Origin of the sequence: Halomonas gemina, assembly GCF_023554995.1 — a bacterium.
Taxonomy (GTDB): domain Bacteria; phylum Pseudomonadota; class Gammaproteobacteria; order Pseudomonadales; family Halomonadaceae; genus Halomonas; species Halomonas gemina.
The window spans coordinates 228,293-244,589 of record NZ_JAMJPK010000003.1 but is presented as its reverse complement, the minus strand read 5'-3'; the positions used below and the strand labels follow the sequence as shown (position 1 = coordinate 244,589).

Sequence of the window (16,297 nt, the reverse complement as noted above, 5' to 3'; positions counted from 1 at the left end):
GCTGTTGAAGCGTCATCTCGGTATCTTTCTCAGGGGCGCCGGCATGGGGGCCGCCGACGCGGTGCCCGGCGTCTCCGGCGGCACCATCGCCTTCGTCACCGGCATCTACGAGGAGCTGATCCACAGCATCAAGCAGTTCGGTCCCAGCGCCTTCTTCGCCTGGCGTCGCGGTGGCCTTCCGCTGCTGGTGGCGCACCTCAACCTGGCCTTCGTGCTGCCGCTGCTGGCCGGCATCGCTATCAGCCTGGTCAGCGTGGCCCATCTCGTCGTCTGGCTGATGGACGATTTCCCCCAGCTGCTCAACGGCTTCTTCTTCGGCCTGGTGGCCGCCTCGGCCGTGGTCGTCAGCCGCCATCCGGCCGACTGGAAGTGGTGGCACCTGCTGCCGCTCGCCGGTGGCCTGCTGCTCGCCCACGGGCTGCCGTCGCTGATGCCGCTGGTCACCCAGCTCGGCAGTCCCGATCTGGTGCTGGTGGTGGGCGGGGCCATCGCCATCAGTGCCCTGCTGCTGCCCGGCGTGTCGGGCAGCTTCCTGCTGCTGACCATGGGCCTCTACGGCACGGTGATGCAGGGCATCCGCAGCTTCGACCTGGGGTTGATCGGGCTGTTCGGGGCGGGTTGCCTGATCGGGCTGTTCGGCTTCTCGCGGCTGCTCTCCTGGCTGCTGCGCCACCACCATACCGCGACCCTGCAGCTGCTGGTCGGCTTCATCATCGGCTCGCTGCCGGTACTCTGGCCGTGGCGCGAGCTGGTACGCTACCAGCTGGGTTCCGAGGGCCAGATGATCCCCCTCGACTACCGCTACCTGACCCCGGCCGACTTCGCCGAGTTGACCGGTGACCCTGCCCGGCTGCCGGCGGTGGTGGCCCTGATGCTGGCCGGTGCGGCCCTGGTGCTGCTGATCAGCCGGGCCAATCGGCCGGCGACATCCGGTTCTCGACAAGGTGCTGACAAGGAGGAAGGCTCCGATGCATAAGGTATTTCTGATTTCTGGCCTGGCCCTGGCGCTGGCCGGCTGTGCCGCCCAGCAGGGCGACAGCGGGCCGGTCCAGGTCCGCGACCTGTCGGCCAGCCGGGCGGGTGAGACCCCCGCCGAATACACCGTGGAAGCGGGCGACACGCTCTACGGCATCGCCTGGCGCCATGACATGGACTACCGCGACCTGGCCCGCCTCAATCGCATCGGTCCCCCCTACCGCATCGAGCCCGGTCAGCGGCTGGTGCTGGGCGGCGAGGGGCGCGCCACCGCGGCTTCCGGTCAGGATGGCGCGGAGGACGCGTCCGGCGGCCGTGGGGTGGTGGCCACCGGTCTCGGCGGCGAGGCCTCCGGGAGCGACGAGGAGCTCGACTGGCTGATGCCCGACGAGAGTGCCATCGAGCGCAACCGGCGCCTCTCGACCGAGCGCCAGGACGCGGGCGACGCGCCCGAGGGGCCCAGCCAGGTGGCCATGGAGAGCGCCGATGCCGTCTCGGGCGCCGACCAGGGGCCGGGCCCGGTCTACAGCTACGACAGCCCGGGAGCGGACGGCAGCCTGAGCGAGCGCGACCTGGCCGAACGGCGGGAGCTGGCCTCGCGCGCGGAGGCAGAGAACACGGAGTCGGAGAACGCCGAGCAGCAGCAGGCCGCCGGTGCGGCGGCACAGGGTAGCCCCGAGCCCAGCGATGCGGCGGCCGAGGACGAGGCGGCCCAGGTCGCCCGGGCGTCCACGCAAGAGGACGAGGCGGGCGCCGATGCCGGGACCTCGGTCGCCGGTGAGCCGGCCACCGAACAGCGCGCCGGGCGCAGCTATACCCCGGTGGATGAGGTGCCCTGGCGGTGGCCGGTCGAGGGTGACGTGGTCGGCCAGTTCGGCGAGGGCGGAACCATCACCGCCGGCATTGATATCGCCGGTCAAAAGGGGCAACCTGTCAAGGCAGCCGGCCCGGGAATCGTGGTCTATGCGGGCAGCGGCGTCAGGGGCTACGGCAACCTGATCCTGCTCAAGCACAATGACCAGTTCCTGAGTGCCTATGCCCACAACGACACCCTGAACGTCAAGGAGAACGATGTGGTCGAGGCCGGTGAGGTCATCGCCACCATGGGTGACAGCGATGCCGAGGACGTCAGGCTGCATTTCGAGGTGCGCAAGGATGGCCAGCCTCAGGATCCCCTCGAGTTCCTGCCTGCCCGCTGATCCGACGGTCGGCTCGCACCGGATCCATGACGGGGGTGCCGTACAATAATAAATTCGCGCGTCGATCGTCCGGCCATGGACCCACGACGCCCGGTCGCAACCATGGGGTAGCAATCGATGAGCATGCTTGAACGGGACCTTCAGGATGTGAATCTGGTCTCCGCCGACGAGGCGGACGAGGACGCTGTAGAGAGCGAGGATGAGCTGGAACGGGAGGAGATCGAAGACGAGGAGACGGTGGCCGGCGACGAGGAGGCCTTCGAGAAGGCGCTGAGCCGTGAGGATCGCCACCACCGTCACAGCCTCGATGCCACCCAGATCTACCTCAACGAGATCGGCTTCTCGCCGCTGCTGACGCCGGAGGAAGAGGTCTATTTTGGCCGCCTGGCGCGCAAGGGTGATCCGCTGGGTCGTTCGCGGATGATCGAGTCGAACCTGCGCCTGGTGGTGAAGATCGCCCGGCGCTATCTCAACCGTGGCCTCACCCTGCTCGACCTGATCGAGGAGGGTAACCTGGGCCTGATCCGCGCGGTGGAGAAGTTCGACCCCGAGCGCGGCTTCCGTTTCTCTACCTATGCCACCTGGTGGATCCGCCAGACCATCGAGCGGGCGCTGATGAACCAGACCCGCACCATCCGGCTGCCGATCCATGTGGTCAAGGAACTCAACATCTACCTGCGGGCGGGCCGCGAGTTGACCCAGAAGCTCGACCACGAGGCCACGGCCGAGGAGGTCGCCGACTACCTCGACAAGCCGGTGGAGACCGTCAAGAAGATGATGGGCCTCAACGAGCGGGTCTCCTCCGTCGACTACCCGATGGGCAGCGAGAGCGACAAGCCGCTGATCGAGACCCTGGCCGACGACAATGACCAGGGCCCGGAATCTACCCTGGTGGATGGCGACGTGCGCCAGCACGTCGACGAGTGGCTAGCCGAGCTCACCGAGAAGCAGATGGAGGTGGTGGTACGCCGCTTCGGCCTGCGCGGCCACGAGGCCGCGACCCTCGAGCAGGTCGGCGAGGAGATCGGCCTGACGCGCGAACGGGTCCGCCAGATCCAGGTGGAGGCGCTCAAGAAGCTGCGCCGCATGCTCGACAAGCAGGGCCTCTCGCTGGATGCCATCTTCGAGTGATGTCACGTGCCGGAGACCTGCTCCGGCACCGGCACGCCACAACCACCTGACGGGTGGATGATACATCCGTCCGGTGTTTCCTTTTCCCTCTATCCTGCCGTCTGCGCTCCTGCCAGTGTCTTGTGCCGTGAAATGTCCTGCTCTTTGGTGGATAATCGTGGCGTTTCCCATCGACGCTCCAGGACCCCGACCATGGCCCGGCCGCTGATCGCCGATATCGACCTCGACGCCCTGCGTCACAACTATCGCCTGGCCCGTGACCAGGCCCCCCACAGCCGCGCCGTCGCGGTGATCAAGGCCGATGCCTACGGCCATGGCGCCGTGGCCTGTGCCCGGGCACTCGAGGAGCTGGCGCCGGCCTTTGCCGTGGCCTGCCTCGAGGAAGCCGAGGCCCTGCGCGAAGGGGGCATCACGGCGCCCATCGTGCTGCTCGAGGGCATCTTCGAGGCCGCCGAGCTCGAGCGGGTCGAGGCGCTGGGGCTGTGGATCGCGGTGCACGCCGACTGGCAGCTGGAGGCGCTGCTCGCCTATCGTCCCGCGCGCCCTATCCCGGTGTGGGTCAAGGTGGATTCGGGCATGCACCGGCTGGGCTTCCCACCGGAGCAGGCCGAGGCGGTCTGGGCGCGCCTCGCCGCGGTGCCCGACCAGGCCTGCGACCTGCACCTGATGAGCCACTTCGCCACCGCCGATGCCCTGGAGCCCGGCTACTTCCGGCGCCAGCTCGAGCTGCTCGACGACCTGGCCATTCGGCTCGAGGCCCCCACCTGCCTCGCCAACTCGCCCGCCACCCTGGCCTGGCCCGAGGCGCATGGCGCCTGGAACCGCCCGGGGGTGATGCTCTACGGCAGCGACCCGCTGGAGGCCTCCAACGAGGCGAGCCGTCGCCTGGCGCCGGTGATGACCCTGCGCTCCGCGATCATCGCCGTGCGCGAACTCGCCACGGGCGAGCCGGTGGGTTATGCCGGGCGCTGGAAGGCGCCACGCCCCTCGCGGATCGGCGTGGTCGCCTGTGGCTACGGTGACGGCTATGACCGGCATGCCGCCGACGGCACCCCGGTGCTGGTCGACGGGCAACGCACGGCCATCGCCGGCAAGGTCTCGATGGACATGCTGACGGTGGACCTCACCGACCTTCCCGAGGCCGACATCGGCAGCGAGGTGGTGCTCTGGGGGCGGGCCGCGAACGGCGCGCTGCTGTCGGTGGACGAGGTGGCCCGCCATTGCGACACCATCAGCTACACGCTGCTCACCGGGGTGCTGCCGAGGGTGCCCAGGCGCTATCATGGGTAGATCCTATGTTCATCCACGCCATTGGGCCCATCCGCGCTACTGGCCCACCTGGCTGGCCATCGGCGCCATGCATGTGGTGGCCTGGCTGCCCTGGCGGCTGAAGCTGTGGGTCGGCCGGGCGATCGGTCTGGCCGCCTGGCGCTTCGCCAGACGTCGTCGCCATATCACCGAGACCAATATCCGCCTCTGCTTCCCCGAACTCGACGAGGCGCAGCAACGCCGGCGGGTCAGGGAGACCTTCGTCGCCAACGGCATCGGCATCGTCGAGACGGCCACCGGCTGGTGCCGCGATCCCGAGCACCTGCGCCATCGCGTCACCTTCCTGGGCCAGGAGCACCGGGCCCGCTTGCAGGCCGAGGGGAGGGGGGCGCTGATCCTCGGGGTGCACTTCTCGACCCTGGACCTGGGGGCCGCGCTGCATGCGCTCTTCTTCCGCGCCGACGCCGTGCAGCGCCCCCACGACAACCCGCTCTTCGACCGCTTCATGGGGCGCGCCCGGGCCCCCTACTTCGATGCGATCCTCGATCGTCACGACCTGCGCGGCGTGGTGCGGCGCATCAAGGCCGGCCACGCGGTCTGGTACTCCCCGGACCAGGACTTCGGCCGCGATGCCAGCGTCTTCGCCCCCTTCTTTGACATCCCGGCGGCCACGGTGCGGATGACCTCGCGCATCGCGCGCATGACCGGGGCCCCGGTGATCCCGCTGATCTTTCACCGCAACCCCGATGACCGCACCTATACCCTCGAGTATCTCCCCCCGCTGGAGAACTTCCCCAGCGGCGACGAGCTGGCCGATGCCACCCGCATCAATGCGGTGATCGAGGCGGCAATACGCCGTCATCCGGAGCAGTACCTCTGGCTGCACCGGCGCTTCAAGACCCGACCGCCGGGAGAGCCGAAGCTCTACTGACGCCGGCCGGCGGCGATCAGGCCTCCTGTCGGTCGGGCAGGGCGGCCGGGAGCCTGAGCCGATGGAGGCCGTCGTCCAGGCGCGCCGAGACGAAGCGCCGGTCCAGCGGATGGCTCGCCTCCCGGGACAGCGTCTCCACCACCCGGTCGGCATGGGCCTGGAGGGTCTCGAGATCCTCCTGCTCGGCGAACAGCGATAGGGTCTTCAGTGCCTTGAGCACCCCGAGGCCGATGCTCAGATCCTCTTTGCCATAGCGCAGGATGGGCTGGAAGAGCCGGTAGAGCAGGCTCTCGAAGTCCTCTACCTGCCAGGTCACCCGGCAGGTTCCCTCCTGGTCGAAGAGCGCATCGCAGGGCCGCCACTCGAGGCGCCGGCGCAGCAGGTCGGTCAGGCGGTGCAGGCACAGCCGGGCGGTGCCGGGGTCGTTGATGCCCGGCGAGAGCGCCTTCAGGGCGACCTCCATCAGCTGGGTCATGCCGAACACGTGGTGCTCGGTGATCGACTCCCCCTCCACGTAGGTCAGGGTGGCCCGGACCTCGTCGCACCAGCTCGCCTCGGGGGCCGCCGCGGCCTCCAGCGAGAGGATCGGCAGCCCCTCCACCACGTAGTCGCCGAAGCGGAAGTGAAGGTGCACGACGCCGTCGACGCGGCGCGCCAGCTTGGCCAGGGCGGAGAGGTCGGCATTCTGCAGGTAGCCGGCGCGGTGGGCATGGATGGCATGCTGGCGGCCGGATGACCGGGCGACGGCCAGGATGCGCCACTCCTTGCCTTGCTGGCGGGACTGCAGCGCCTGCAGGGAGGCGAGCGTGGACTGGTGCAGGTCGGCGGCCACGGCATCGACCTGGATCGACTGCGAGGCGTTGTGAATGAAGTAGACGAACAGCGCCAGGCAGTGGATCACCATGGCGCAGGCCAGGTAGATCGCCAGCGACCGCCAGGTCGCCTGGCCCTCGGCGACGTCCGGGACCATCAGCAGCATCAGGATGAAGAGGATGGTGCCCAGGTAATGGCCCAGCACCCACTGGTGGGGGCGCTCGGAGATCAGGCCGAACACCAGCTTGTGGGAAAACTGCCCGCCGGCCTGGGAGAGCACCGACATCACCATGGAGAAGCTGAAGACCATCAGCGAGATCATGCCGCCGAGCAGTGCGGCGAGCAGTGCACCGGTCTTCTCCGGCGCCTCCAGGCCCAGCAGCGTGAGCAGGGTCGGCAGCCGGTCGTCGGAGATCGGCAGCAGCAGGGCGATGAGGCTCAGCAGGGCATAGGCCATCGCCAGCAGGGAGGGCAGGTAGGCGATGCTCTGCCGGTAGGCCTTGAGCAGGTGGACGGGCCAGGACAGCAGGACGCTCATGGGCGACTCCTCGCGGGAAGAGTCCCCCTTATGGCGCGTCTGGTCGTCGGGGGCAACCCCACCCTGTACCCAGGCGCAGTAAGCGCTGAGCCGTAAGCCATAGGAAAACCCCACGACCGCGAGGTCAGTGGGGTTTATTAGGCGTTATCCATGCAGCCATGGATTCAGCGTTTCCTCAGGCGTCGATGCGCTTGTATTTCATGCGGTGCGGCGTGTCGTCACCGACGCGCTTCTTGTGGTCCGCCTCGTAGTCGGTGTAGTTGCCCTCGAAGAATTCCACCTGCGACTCGCCCTCGAAGGCGAGAATATGCGTGGCGATGCGGTCGAGGAACCAGCGGTCGTGGGAGATCACCAGGGCGCAGCCGGGGAAGGCCAGCAGGGCCTCCTCGAGGGCGCGCAGGGTCTCGATGTCCAGATCGTTGGAGGGCTCGTCGAGCAGCAGCACGTTGGCGCCCTGCTTCAGGGTCTGGGCCAGCTGCAGGCGACCGCGCTCGCCGCCGGAGAGCTCGCTAAGGCGCTTCTGCTGGTCGTTGCCCTTGAAGTTGAAGCGCCCCACGTAGGCCCGCGAGGAGACCTCGTAGCCGTTGATGTTGAGGATGTCCTGGCCGTCGGAGACCGCCTCCCACACCGTCTGCTTGTCATCCAGGGCATCGCGCAGCTGCTCGACATAGGCGATGTCGACGGTGTCGCCGAGCACCACCTCGCCGCGGTCGGGCTGCTCCTGACCGGTGATCAGCTTGAACAGCGTCGACTTGCCGGCGCCGTTGCCGCCGACGATGCCGACGATGGCGCCCTTGGGCACGCTGAAGGTCAGGTCCTCGTAGAGCAGCTGGCCGTCGAAGGCCTTGGCCACGTCGTGGAACTCGATGACCTTGTCGCCCAGGCGGGGGCCGGGCGGTATGTAGATCTCGTTGGTCTCGTTACGCTTCTGGAAGTCGCCGGACTGCATCTCCTCGAAGCGATTGAGGCGCGCCTTGCTCTTGGCCTGGCGGCCCTTGGCGTTGCTGCGCACCCACTCCAGCTCGTGCTTGATGGCCTTGTTCTTCGAGGCCTCCTGCTTGGCCTCCTGCTCGAGGCGCTTCTCCTTGGCCTCCAGCCAGCCCGAGTAGTTGCCCTCGAAGGGGATGCCCTGGCCGCGGTCCAGCTCGAGGATCCAACCGGCCACGTTGTCGAGGAAGTAGCGGTCGTGGGTGATCGCCACCACGGTGCCGCTATAGTCGTGCAGGAAGCGCTCCAGCCAGGCCACTGACTCGGCGTCCAGGTGGTTGGTGGGCTCGTCGAGCAGCAGCATGTCGGGGCTGGAGAGCAGCAGGCGGCACAGCGCCACGCGGCGCCGCTCGCCGCCGGAGAGGTGGCCGACCCGGGCCTCCCAGGGCGGCAGGCGCAGGGCCTCGGCGGCCACCTCGAGCTTGCGGTCCAGGTTGTGAGCGTCGGAGGCCTCGATGATGTTCTCCAGGCGCGCCTGCTCGCTGGCCAGGGCATCGAAGTCGGCATCGGGCTCGGCATAGGCGGCGTAGACGGCGTCGAGCTTCTCCTGTGCCTCCTTGATCTCGCCCAGCGCCTCTTCCACGGTCTCGCGGACGTTCTTGTCATCGTCGAGCGCCGGCTCCTGGGGGAGGTAGCCGACGTTGATGCCCGGCATCGGGCGGGCCTCGCCCTCGAACTCGGTGTCGACGCCGGCCATGATGCGCAGCAGGGTCGACTTGCCGGCGCCGTTGAGGCCCAGCACGCCGATCTTGGCGCCGGGGAAGAAGGAGAGCGAGATATCCTTGAGGATCTGCTTCTTGGGGGGCACGACCTTGCCCACCCGGTTCATGGTGTAGACGTATTGCGCCATTTAAAGCCACTTCGTTGGGGGATGTCAGTGGCCACGATGATAGAGCCCGGGGACGCCAAAGGCCAGCATCCCCGGGTGATGGGGCAGGGGCTACTCTTCCTCTTCCTCGAGGGCCCAGTCGTCTTCGATGGCGCGGCGCAGGCGGCGCTCCTCGATGAGTGCCTCCACGCGTCGGCGGGCCCTCAGGGTATCGGCACGACTGCTGGGGCGGACACGAACGTAGTCGTCGTTGACCGCTTCCAGGTAGTCCTGAGCGTCGTCGGTGGTGTCGAGAAGGGGTTCATGGCTCATGCGACGTCCTCCCATGGCCCGGGGCCGAACGCGATGGTGTCCGGCGGATCATTTGATCGCTTCCCGTCCCGGGTGCGGAACCTGAAGCGCCAGCAGGCAACGGCCGTTGCCTGCTGGCTATATAGCGTCAAGGAAGGATGGACACAAGCCCTCCCCGGGGCTTTTTTCGCCGCCGTGTCGCGTCGTCTCAGCTCAGGCCGTGTTCGACCTTGAGCCGCTCGAGCTCCAGCTGGGCCTCGACGCGCTCGGTGACATCCTTCTGCACCCCGATGTAGTAGGTGAGGTGATCGTCCTCGTCGTACATGGGAGTGATGGAGAGCTCGTTGTAGAAGAGGGTGCCGTCCTTGCGGTAGTTGCGCAGCACCTCGCGGCAGGGGCGGCCCGCCTTCAGGGCCTTGCGGATGGCATCGAGTCCCGGCTGGTCGCGGTCCTCGTTCTGCAGGAAACGGCAGTCCTGGTAGAGGATCTCGTCGGCACTGTAGCCGGTGAGGCGCTCGAAACCCCGGTTGACGTAGATCAGGATGTTCTCGTCGCCCTCCTGCTCGGCGACCACGATGCCGTCCTCGGAGGCATCGATGATGCGTTCCAGCAGTTCCGGGCTGATCAAGGGGGATCGTTTCATGCAGAGGCTTCCTGTCGCGGTGCCCTTGGCGCATCGCGTGGCGGCAAGGAGCGGGATATTGCCCTCATCATGGCCAGCCGACGTCGGGATTTCAACGCGCCGGCTCGCCGACGACTCATTCTACCTCGGGCAGGCGCCAGGCACTTGCGGCCGCGCCGAGGCCCATCAGCGCCAGGCACGCCAGTAGCCCGGCGCTGCCGAGCCACTGGGCGAGAAGGCCGACGAGCCCGCCCACGAGCAGCATCAGCACGCCGGTTAGGGTGTTGGAGAGCGCCACATAGAGGGCGCGCTTGTCGCTGCCGGCCATGTCGACGATATAGGTCTTGCGGCCCAGGCGAACGCCGGCATGCACGATCACCAGCAGCGCATAGACCAGCGCATAGGGCCAGACGGTCTCGCTCCAGGCGCCGGGCAGCCAGGCGAAGGCCGCCCCGAGCAGGCAGCCGGCCGCAGTGCCCAGGCCGCCGTCGCGCATCACCCGGCGGCTCGAGGCATCGGCGCGCTTGCCCCACAGCGGGCTCGCCAGCATGCCGGCCACGCCCGAGACCACGATCAGGATGCCCAGGCCGCCGAGTTCGGCGCCGCTCTGCTGCTGGCCGAGCAGTGCCACATAGGGCAGGGCCAGGGCGCTGGCCAGCAGCAGGGCGCGGGAGAGGTTGAAGTGCAGGAAGGCGCGGTCGTCGCGCAGCAGGCGCAGCCCCAGCTTGACGCTCTCCCAGGCATTCTCGCCGCCCTCCACGGCACCGGGGGTCTCCTTGATGCGCGCCGCGCACAGGGCATTGACGGCCCAGCCCAGTGCCGCCACCCCGAGCAGCACGGCCAGCGCCAGCTCCCCCGGGCGGTCGCCGAACAGCATCAGCACCCCGCCGGCGGCCAGGGTCACGGCGCCGGCCACGCCGCCGCTCCAGCCCATCAGGGTGCCACGGCGCTGCTTGGCGATGGTCTTGCCCATCACGTCCTTGGTGGCGATCGAGGACAGGCCCCGGGCCAGCGACAGCGCCACCAGCACGGCGAGCACCAGGCCACCCCCGACGGCCCCGCTGCCGAGCAGCGCCAGCAGGGCCAGCAGGGCGGCGGCCAGGGCCTGCAGGGCACCGCCCAGCACCCAGACCCACTTGCGCTCGGGCTTGAGCCGGATGAAGCCGGCCACGAACAGCTGGGGCAGCAGGGCACCCGACTCGCGGATCGGTACCAGCAGGCCGACCATCCACAGCGGGGCGCCGATCACCCCCAGCAGCCAGGGCAGCACCAGGCGGGCGCTTGCGAGCTCGTCGGCCAGCTTGTTGCCGAGTGCCGCCAGCAGGTGCAGAAAGAAGTTGCGCGGCTGCTCGTCGCAGGCCTCGTCCGGGATGTCCCGGCACATCCGGCTGTCCTCGTCACCGGTGAGCCACTCGAAGAGGCGGGTCTGGCTGATCTCGGGGGCGGCCATCGGAACTCCCTGGCTGGTATCATCGGGTGGCTCATTGTCGCGACACTCGAGGTTCCATGTCACGTATCCGTATCCACTACTGCACCCAGTGCCGGTGGTTGCTGCGCAGCGCCTGGTACGCCCAGGAGCTGCTCTCCACCTTCGGCGAGGAGCTGGAGGAGGTGGCCCTGGTGCCCTCCCATGGCGGCCATTTCGAGATCCTCTGCGACGGGGTGTCGCTCTGGGAGCGCAAGCGTGACGGCGGCTTCCCCGACATCAAGGCCCTCAAGCAGGCGGTGCGCGACCGACTGGCCCCCGGCCGTGACCTGGGACACCTCGACCGATGAGCCCGAGGCCCATGACCGGTGATCGCCAGGCGATGCTCTTCGGGCTGGGGGCGGTGGCGCTGTGGTCCACGGTGGCCACCGCCTTCAAGGTGGCCCTCGCCCAGATGTCGCCGCTGGCGCTGATGTGGCTCGCCTCGCTGGTCTCCTGGGCGCTGATCGGCGTGCTGGTGGCGCGCCAGGGGCTGCTGGGCCAGGCGCTCAGGCGCGGCTGGCGCACCGCCCTCTGGGCGGGGCTGATGAATCCGGTGGCCTACTACCTGGTGCTGTTCGGCGCCTACGACCGCCTGCCGGGCCAGGAGGCGATGGCGCTCAACTACACCTGGGCGCTGGCGATGGCCTTCCTGGCGGTGCCGCTGCTGGGCCAGCGGCTCACCCGCCTCGACGTGCTGGCGGGGCTGATCGCCTACGGCGGCGTGTGGGTGATCGCCACCCGCGGGGCGGTGTTCGACGTGGCCTTCGCCGACCCGCTCGGCGTCGGCCTGGCGCTCGCCTCGACGCTGCTCTGGGCGCTCTACTGGCTGCTCAACGCCCGCGACCCCCGTCCGCCGCTGGTGGCCCAGTGGCAGAACTTCAGCGTCGGCGTGCCGGTGCTCACGGTCTTGTTGCTGGCCGGGCCGGGCATGGCCTGGCACGGCTGGACGGCGCTGGGGGCCGGCGTCTACGTGGGGCTGTTCGAGATGGGCATCGCCTTCGTGCTCTGGCAGCTGGCCGTGCACCGGGTCTCGCGCACGGCGAAGGTCTCCAACCTGATCTTCCTCTCGCCGCCGGTGTCGCTGCTGCTGCTCTTCCTGGTGGTCGGCGAGCCGATCCTGCCCTCCACCCTGGTGGGCCTGGTGCTGATCCTCGGTGGCCTCGCGCTGCAGCAGTGGCAGAAGGCGCCGGCGCCGGTGGCTCAGCCCTGAGCACTCCCCGCGACGATGGCGCCGTTCGCCTCGAGCAGCGGTGCCAGCGCCGGCCACACATTATCGAGGATCATGGGCTGGGCTTCGGCGGTGGGATGGATGCCGTCGGACTGCATCAGCTCCTCCTCCAGGGCCACGCCCTCGAGCAGGAAGGGCACCAGCGGCAGCTCGTACTCCTCGGCCAGCCGCGTGTAGACCGCGGTGAAGGCGTCGCGGTAGGCCCGGCCGTAGTTCGGCGGGATGTCGATGCCGAGCAGCAGCACCTCGGCGCCCGAGGCCTGGCTGGCCTCGATCATGGCGGCCATGTTGGCCTCGAACTGGCCGGGCGGCAGGCCGCGCAGGCCGTCGTTGCCGCCGAGCTCCAGCACAACGATATCGGGTTCGTGCTGTCCGAGAAGCTCGGGCAGGCGGGCGGCGGCGCCGCTGGAGGTCTCGCCGCTGATGCTGGCGTTGACCACCCGCGCCTTCCCGTCCAGGCGCGCCTGCAGCAGACTGACCCAGCCGGCCTGCTGCTCGATGCCGTAGGCGGCGCTCAGGCTGTCGCCCATGATCAGCAGTGCCGGTCGAGTTGCTGCCTGCGCCATCCCGCCGGCCAGCAGCAGCGTCGACAAGAGTAGCGTCACCCCGAGTACTGACCACCAGAGCGCCTTGAGCCAGCACCCCGCGAGCCGGTGGGGTGCCTGCCGGCCCAACGCACCTACAGGGAAGCCCTTCGTCATGTCCATCTCCTCTCGAACGGATGCCTCGCCGATTCTACACGCCGACCACCTCGCCAAGGAGGTCGAGAGCGGCGAGCGGCGGTTGACCATTCTGAGTGACCTGTCGCTTTCGGTGTTCCCCGGGGAGAGCGTGGCGATCCTCGGCCAGAGCGGCGCCGGCAAGTCGACCCTGCTCGGCCTGCTGGCGGGTCTGGATTCGCCCAGCGGGGGCGAGCTGTCGCTGTTCGGCCAGTCGCTGCGCGCCCTCGACGAGGATGGCCGCGCCTCCCTGCGCGCGGGGCGAGTGGGCTTCGTGTTCCAGAACTTCCAGCTGCTGCCCACCCTGACGGCCCTGGAGAACGTGCTGTTGCCCCTGGAGCTGTCGCCGTCCCCAGGGGCCGAGGCTCGGGCCCGCGACTGGCTGACCCGCGTCGGCCTCGGTGAGCGCCTGGACCACCTGCCCAAGCAGCTCTCCGGTGGCGAACAGCAGCGCGTGGCCCTGGCCCGGGCCTTCGTCACCGGGGCCGAGCTGGTGTTCGCCGACGAGCCCACCGGCAACCTGGACCCGGTCACCGGCGAGCGCATCATTGAGGCGCTGTTCTCGCTCAACCGCGAGGCCGGCACCACCCTGGTGCTGGTGACCCATGACCATGCCCTGGCGCGGCGCTGCGATCGCTGCCTGCGCCTGGAGGGTGGCCGGCTGGTCGAGATGGCCCGCGACGAGGTGATGGCATGAGCCGCACCGCCTGGCCGGCCCTGTTGCGCCTCTCGGCCCGGGGCCTGATCCGTGACCTGCGCGCCGCCGATGTGCGCGCCCTGGCGCTGGCGCTGGCGCTGGCCGTGGCTGCCTCGACCATGATCGGCTTCTTCCTCGATCGCCTCGATCGTGGCCTGACCCGCCAGGCGGGACAGCTCGCGGGCGGTGACGTGGTGCTGGAGCAGGGCCGGCCCTTCGACGAGGCGGTCCGCCGGGCCCTCGAGGAGGCCGGCCTGACGCTCTCCGACCAGGTCGACATGGTCTCCATGGTCAGCCGCGGCGACCGCTTCCAGCCGGCTAGCCTCAAGGTGGTCGACGCCGTCTATCCGCACTATGGTTCGGCCCGGGTCGACCGCGGCAACGGCATCGAGTCGCTGGCCCATGGCCCGGCGCCGGGCGAGGCCTGGGTGGCACCGCGCCTCGCCCTGCTGATGGAGCTCGAGGTGGGAGATACGGTGAGCCTGGGCGAGACCGAGCTCGAGGTCGGCGGCGTGATCGAGCGCGAGCCCGACCAGTCGGCCGGCTTCGGCAACTTCAATCCGCGCCTGATGATGCACCTCGACGACCTGGATGCCACCGGCCTGGTCCAGGAGGGCTCGCGGGTGGAGTTCGAGCTGCTGGCGGCCGGCAGCGCCGAGGCGGTGGCCCGCATCGAGCCGCTGCTGCAGCGGCTGCGTCGCGAGGGGGTGGAAGTGCGCGACGTGCGCCAGGACCGCCCCCAGCTGGGCAATGCCCTGGCGCGGGCCGAGAAGTATCTCGGCCTGGCGGGGCTCGCCGCCGTGCTGCTGGCCGGGGTCGCCGTGGCCATGTCCACCCGGCGCTACGTCGACCGCCACCTGGATACCGCGGCGCTGCTGCGCTGCTTTGGGGCCACCCAGCGCGAGCTGCTGCGGCTGTTCGTGCTGCAGCTGCTTTGGCTGGCACTGGCGGCCTCGGCGCTGGGCGCCCTGCTGGGACTGGCCGGGCAGGCGCTGCTGGTTCGGCTGCTGTCGACCTTCCTGCCGTTCAGCCTGCCGGCACCCGGCATGCTGCCACTGTGGCTCGGCGTGTTCACCGCCCTGGCGGTGCTGGCCGGCTTCGCCGGGCCGACCCTGCTGCGCCTCAAGCGGGTCAGCGCTCTCAAGGTGCTGCGCCGTGAGCTGGACCCGCTGCCGCCCTCGGCCTGGCTGGTGGTGGGCTTCGCTGCCCTGGTCTTCGGCGGGCTGCTGTGGCTCTACTCCGGTGACCCGGGGCTCGCCGCCGGCCTGCTGCTGGGCGGGCTGGTGATGCTGGTGGTGCTCTGGGGGCTCGGCGGCGTGCTGCTGGACCTGGTGCTGCGCGGCACCGCCCGGCTGCCGCGTGGCCGCGGCCCGGCGGATGGTGTGGTCACGGCCGTGCGGCTGGGCGGCCAGCAGCTGGCTCGCCGCCGCCAGGCCAGCCTCGGCCAGCTGCTGGCCTTCTCGGTGACCTTCTTCGCCGTGGCGATGATCGCCCTGGTACGCGGTGACCTGCTCACCACCTGGCAGGCCCAGCTGCCGGCGGACACCCCCAACCACTTCGCCCTCAATATCCAGCCCCAGGAGCGCGACGCCTTCGCCTCGGCGCTGGCCGAGGCCGCCGATGCCCGTAGTGCCCTCTATCCGATGGTCCGCGGGCGTCTCACCGCCATCAACGACCAGGACCCGCGCCAGGCCGTGCCCGCCGAGTCGCGGGGCGACAATGCCCTGCGTCGCGAGCTCAACCTGACCTGGCGCGAGACCCTGCCCGAGGGCAACCGGGTGGTGGCGGGGGAGTGGTTCGCCGACGCCCAGGGCGAAGCGGGGGGCTGGCTGGACGAGGTGGCCGCCGAGCCGCGCCCCGCGGCCAGCCAGGCGGCGGTGCCGATCTCCGTGGAGGACGGCCTGGCCGAGCGCCTGGGCCTCGCCCTGGGCGATACCCTGACCTTCACCATCGGCAGCGACGAGGTCACCGGCGAGGTGACCAGCCTGCGCAGCCTCGACTGGGAGAGCTTCCGGCCCAACTTCTTCGTGATCTTCCCGCCGGAGACCCTGGAGCGTTTCGGCCACAGCTACATCACCGCCTTCCATCTCGGCGACGACGACCGCGACCTGCTGCGCCGCCTGGTGCAGGCGTTCCCGGGGGTCACCCTGCTCGACGTGGAGGCCATCCTCGGCCAGGTGCGCGAGGTGCTGACCCAGGTCACTCGGGCAGTGGAGCTGGTGCTGGGCTTCGTGCTGCTGGCCGGCATCAGCGTGCTCTATGCGGCGCTGACCGCCAGCCTGCCGGTGCGGGCCCACGAGAGCGGCCTGCTGCGGGTGTTCGGGGCCAGCAACCGGCTGCTGTCGCGGATGCAGGCGGCGGAGTTCGCCGTGCTGGGACTCGCCAGCGGGCTGATGGGTGCCCTGCTGGCGGAACTCGCGGCCGCCGGGATCTACCTGGCCTGGTTCGACCTGGCCCCCCGGGTCCACTGGCTGCTGTGGCTGACCCTGCCGCCGGCCGGCGCGCTGCTGATCGGCCTCATCGGCCACCTGCTCTCCCGGGGCCTGCGCCAGCGGGCCCCGGCGGCCAGCCTCGGCCTGCTGGGCGAGGCCTGAGGCGCG

General features: G+C 69.7%; 15 protein-coding genes. 9 read left to right on the top strand and 6 right to left on the bottom strand.

From position 1 onward, the window contains the following. The first annotated feature begins 1 nt into the window (after position 1). The 5 genes from M8009_RS07810 to lpxL all read left to right on the top strand — a co-directional run bounded on the left by M8009_RS07810 (position 2) and on the right by lpxL (position 5,505). Positions 2–976 carry a DUF368 domain-containing protein gene (locus M8009_RS07810; RefSeq protein ID WP_250060559.1) on the top strand — a complete coding sequence of 325 codons (975 nt, stop codon included), beginning with the start codon at positions 2–4 and terminating at the stop codon, positions 974–976. Further along, entirely contained in the window at positions 969–2,174 is a 1,206-nt protein-coding gene (locus tag M8009_RS07805) for a peptidoglycan DD-metalloendopeptidase family protein (RefSeq protein WP_250060262.1), read from the top strand. Before M8009_RS07810 ends, M8009_RS07805 begins: the two co-directional genes overlap by 8 nt. A gap of 117 nt (positions 2,175–2,291) precedes the next feature. After that, on the top strand, positions 2,292–3,305 hold the full coding sequence (gene rpoS / locus M8009_RS07800) for an RNA polymerase sigma factor RpoS (RefSeq protein WP_250060261.1): 1,014 nt from the start codon (positions 2,292–2,294) through the stop codon (positions 3,303–3,305). A gap of 192 nt (positions 3,306–3,497) precedes the next feature. Beyond that, the gene (gene alr, locus M8009_RS07795; RefSeq protein ID WP_250060260.1) at positions 3,498–4,595 is read left to right on the top strand and encodes an alanine racemase; all 1,098 of its coding nucleotides are present in this window, start codon (positions 3,498–3,500) and stop codon (positions 4,593–4,595) included. Beyond that, positions 4,588–5,505: an LpxL/LpxP family Kdo(2)-lipid IV(A) lauroyl/palmitoleoyl acyltransferase gene (gene lpxL / locus M8009_RS07790; RefSeq protein WP_250060259.1), complete on the top strand. Its 918-nt coding sequence runs from the start codon at positions 4,588–4,590 to the stop codon at positions 5,503–5,505. Before alr ends, lpxL begins: the two co-directional genes overlap by 8 nt. 16 nt (positions 5,506–5,521) lie before the next feature. Here the strand turns inward: lpxL and M8009_RS07785 are convergent, their stop codons facing one another. The 5 genes from M8009_RS07785 to M8009_RS07765 form a co-directional block, all read right to left on the bottom strand. Beyond that, positions 5,522–6,856: a DUF2254 domain-containing protein gene (locus tag M8009_RS07785; RefSeq protein ID WP_250060258.1), complete on the bottom strand. Its 1,335-nt coding sequence runs from the start codon at positions 6,854–6,856 to the stop codon at positions 5,522–5,524. 175 nt (positions 6,857–7,031) lie between these two features. Beyond that, positions 7,032–8,693 (bottom strand): energy-dependent translational throttle protein EttA, encoded by a 1,662-nt coding sequence (ettA, locus tag M8009_RS07780; RefSeq protein WP_250060257.1) that lies wholly within the window; start codon positions 8,691–8,693, stop codon positions 7,032–7,034. A gap of 90 nt (positions 8,694–8,783) precedes the next feature. Then, positions 8,784–8,984: a PA3496 family putative envelope integrity protein gene (locus M8009_RS07775; protein WP_250060256.1), complete on the bottom strand. Its 201-nt coding sequence runs from the start codon at positions 8,982–8,984 to the stop codon at positions 8,784–8,786. A 187-nt stretch (positions 8,985–9,171) separates the two neighbouring features. Then, positions 9,172–9,606, bottom strand: coding sequence for a PAS domain-containing protein (locus tag M8009_RS07770; RefSeq protein ID WP_250060255.1), 435 nt, complete (start codon positions 9,604–9,606; stop codon positions 9,172–9,174). Between the two features lie 115 nt (positions 9,607–9,721). After that, positions 9,722–11,035 carry an MFS transporter gene (locus tag M8009_RS07765; RefSeq protein WP_250060254.1) on the bottom strand — a complete coding sequence of 438 codons (1,314 nt, stop codon included), beginning with the start codon at positions 11,033–11,035 and terminating at the stop codon, positions 9,722–9,724. A gap of 56 nt (positions 11,036–11,091) precedes the next feature. Here M8009_RS07765 and M8009_RS07760 point away from each other — a divergent pair, with 56 nt between their 5' ends. After that, on the top strand, positions 11,092–11,361 hold the full coding sequence (locus M8009_RS07760; RefSeq protein WP_250060253.1) for an Rdx family protein: 270 nt from the start codon (positions 11,092–11,094) through the stop codon (positions 11,359–11,361). Between the two features lie 11 nt (positions 11,362–11,372). Beyond that, a complete protein-coding gene (locus M8009_RS07755) occupies positions 11,373–12,263 on the top strand; it encodes a DMT family transporter (RefSeq protein WP_250060252.1) in 891 nt (296 codons plus the stop codon). Here the strand turns inward: M8009_RS07755 and M8009_RS07750 are convergent. Beyond that, positions 12,254–12,982, bottom strand: a complete 729-nt coding sequence (locus tag M8009_RS07750) for an arylesterase (RefSeq protein WP_430886898.1) — start codon at positions 12,980–12,982, stop codon at positions 12,254–12,256. The two genes, M8009_RS07755 and M8009_RS07750, sit on opposite strands and share 10 nt — an antisense overlap. Here M8009_RS07750 and M8009_RS07745 point away from each other — a divergent pair. After that, positions 12,981–13,697: an ABC transporter ATP-binding protein gene (locus M8009_RS07745; RefSeq protein WP_250060251.1), complete on the top strand. Its 717-nt coding sequence runs from the start codon at positions 12,981–12,983 to the stop codon at positions 13,695–13,697. The genes M8009_RS07750 and M8009_RS07745 overlap by 2 nt on opposite strands. Continuing rightward, positions 13,694–16,291 carry an ABC transporter permease gene (locus M8009_RS07740; protein WP_250060250.1) on the top strand — a complete coding sequence of 866 codons (2,598 nt, stop codon included), beginning with the start codon at positions 13,694–13,696 and terminating at the stop codon, positions 16,289–16,291. Before M8009_RS07745 ends, M8009_RS07740 begins: the two co-directional genes overlap by 4 nt. The last annotated feature ends 6 nt before the right edge of the window (positions 16,292–16,297 follow it).

Bases quoted from the DNA above. Each gene is read 5' to 3' on its own strand.
- alr (WP_250060260.1), top strand. From the start codon at position 3,498: ATGGCCCGGCCGCTGATCGCCGATATCGACCTCGACGCCCTGCGTCAC.
- rpoS (WP_250060261.1), top strand. From the start codon at position 2,292: ATGAGCATGCTTGAACGGGACCTTCAGGATGTGAATCTGGTCTCCGCC.
- M8009_RS07740 (WP_250060250.1), top strand. From the start codon at position 13,694: ATGAGCCGCACCGCCTGGCCGGCCCTGTTGCGCCTCTCGGCCCGGGGC.
- M8009_RS07755 (WP_250060252.1), top strand. From the start codon at position 11,373: ATGACCGGTGATCGCCAGGCGATGCTCTTCGGGCTGGGGGCGGTGGCG.
- M8009_RS07765 (WP_250060254.1), bottom strand. From the start codon at position 11,035: ATGGCCGCCCCCGAGATCAGCCAGACCCGCCTCTTCGAGTGGCTCACC.
- M8009_RS07750 (WP_430886898.1), bottom strand. From the start codon at position 12,982: ATGACGAAGGGCTTCCCTGTAGGTGCGTTGGGCCGGCAGGCACCCCAC.
- lpxL (WP_250060259.1), top strand. From the start codon at position 4,588: ATGGGTAGATCCTATGTTCATCCACGCCATTGGGCCCATCCGCGCTAC.
- M8009_RS07775 (WP_250060256.1), bottom strand. From the start codon at position 8,984: ATGAGCCATGAACCCCTTCTCGACACCACCGACGACGCTCAGGACTAC.
- M8009_RS07785 (WP_250060258.1), bottom strand. From the start codon at position 6,856: ATGAGCGTCCTGCTGTCCTGGCCCGTCCACCTGCTCAAGGCCTACCGG.
- M8009_RS07805 (WP_250060262.1), top strand. From the start codon at position 969: ATGCATAAGGTATTTCTGATTTCTGGCCTGGCCCTGGCGCTGGCCGGC.
- ettA (WP_250060257.1), bottom strand. From the start codon at position 8,693: ATGGCGCAATACGTCTACACCATGAACCGGGTGGGCAAGGTCGTGCCC.
- M8009_RS07770 (WP_250060255.1), bottom strand. From the start codon at position 9,606: ATGAAACGATCCCCCTTGATCAGCCCGGAACTGCTGGAACGCATCATC.
- M8009_RS07760 (WP_250060253.1), top strand. From the start codon at position 11,092: ATGTCACGTATCCGTATCCACTACTGCACCCAGTGCCGGTGGTTGCTG.
- M8009_RS07745 (WP_250060251.1), top strand. From the start codon at position 12,981: ATGTCCATCTCCTCTCGAACGGATGCCTCGCCGATTCTACACGCCGAC.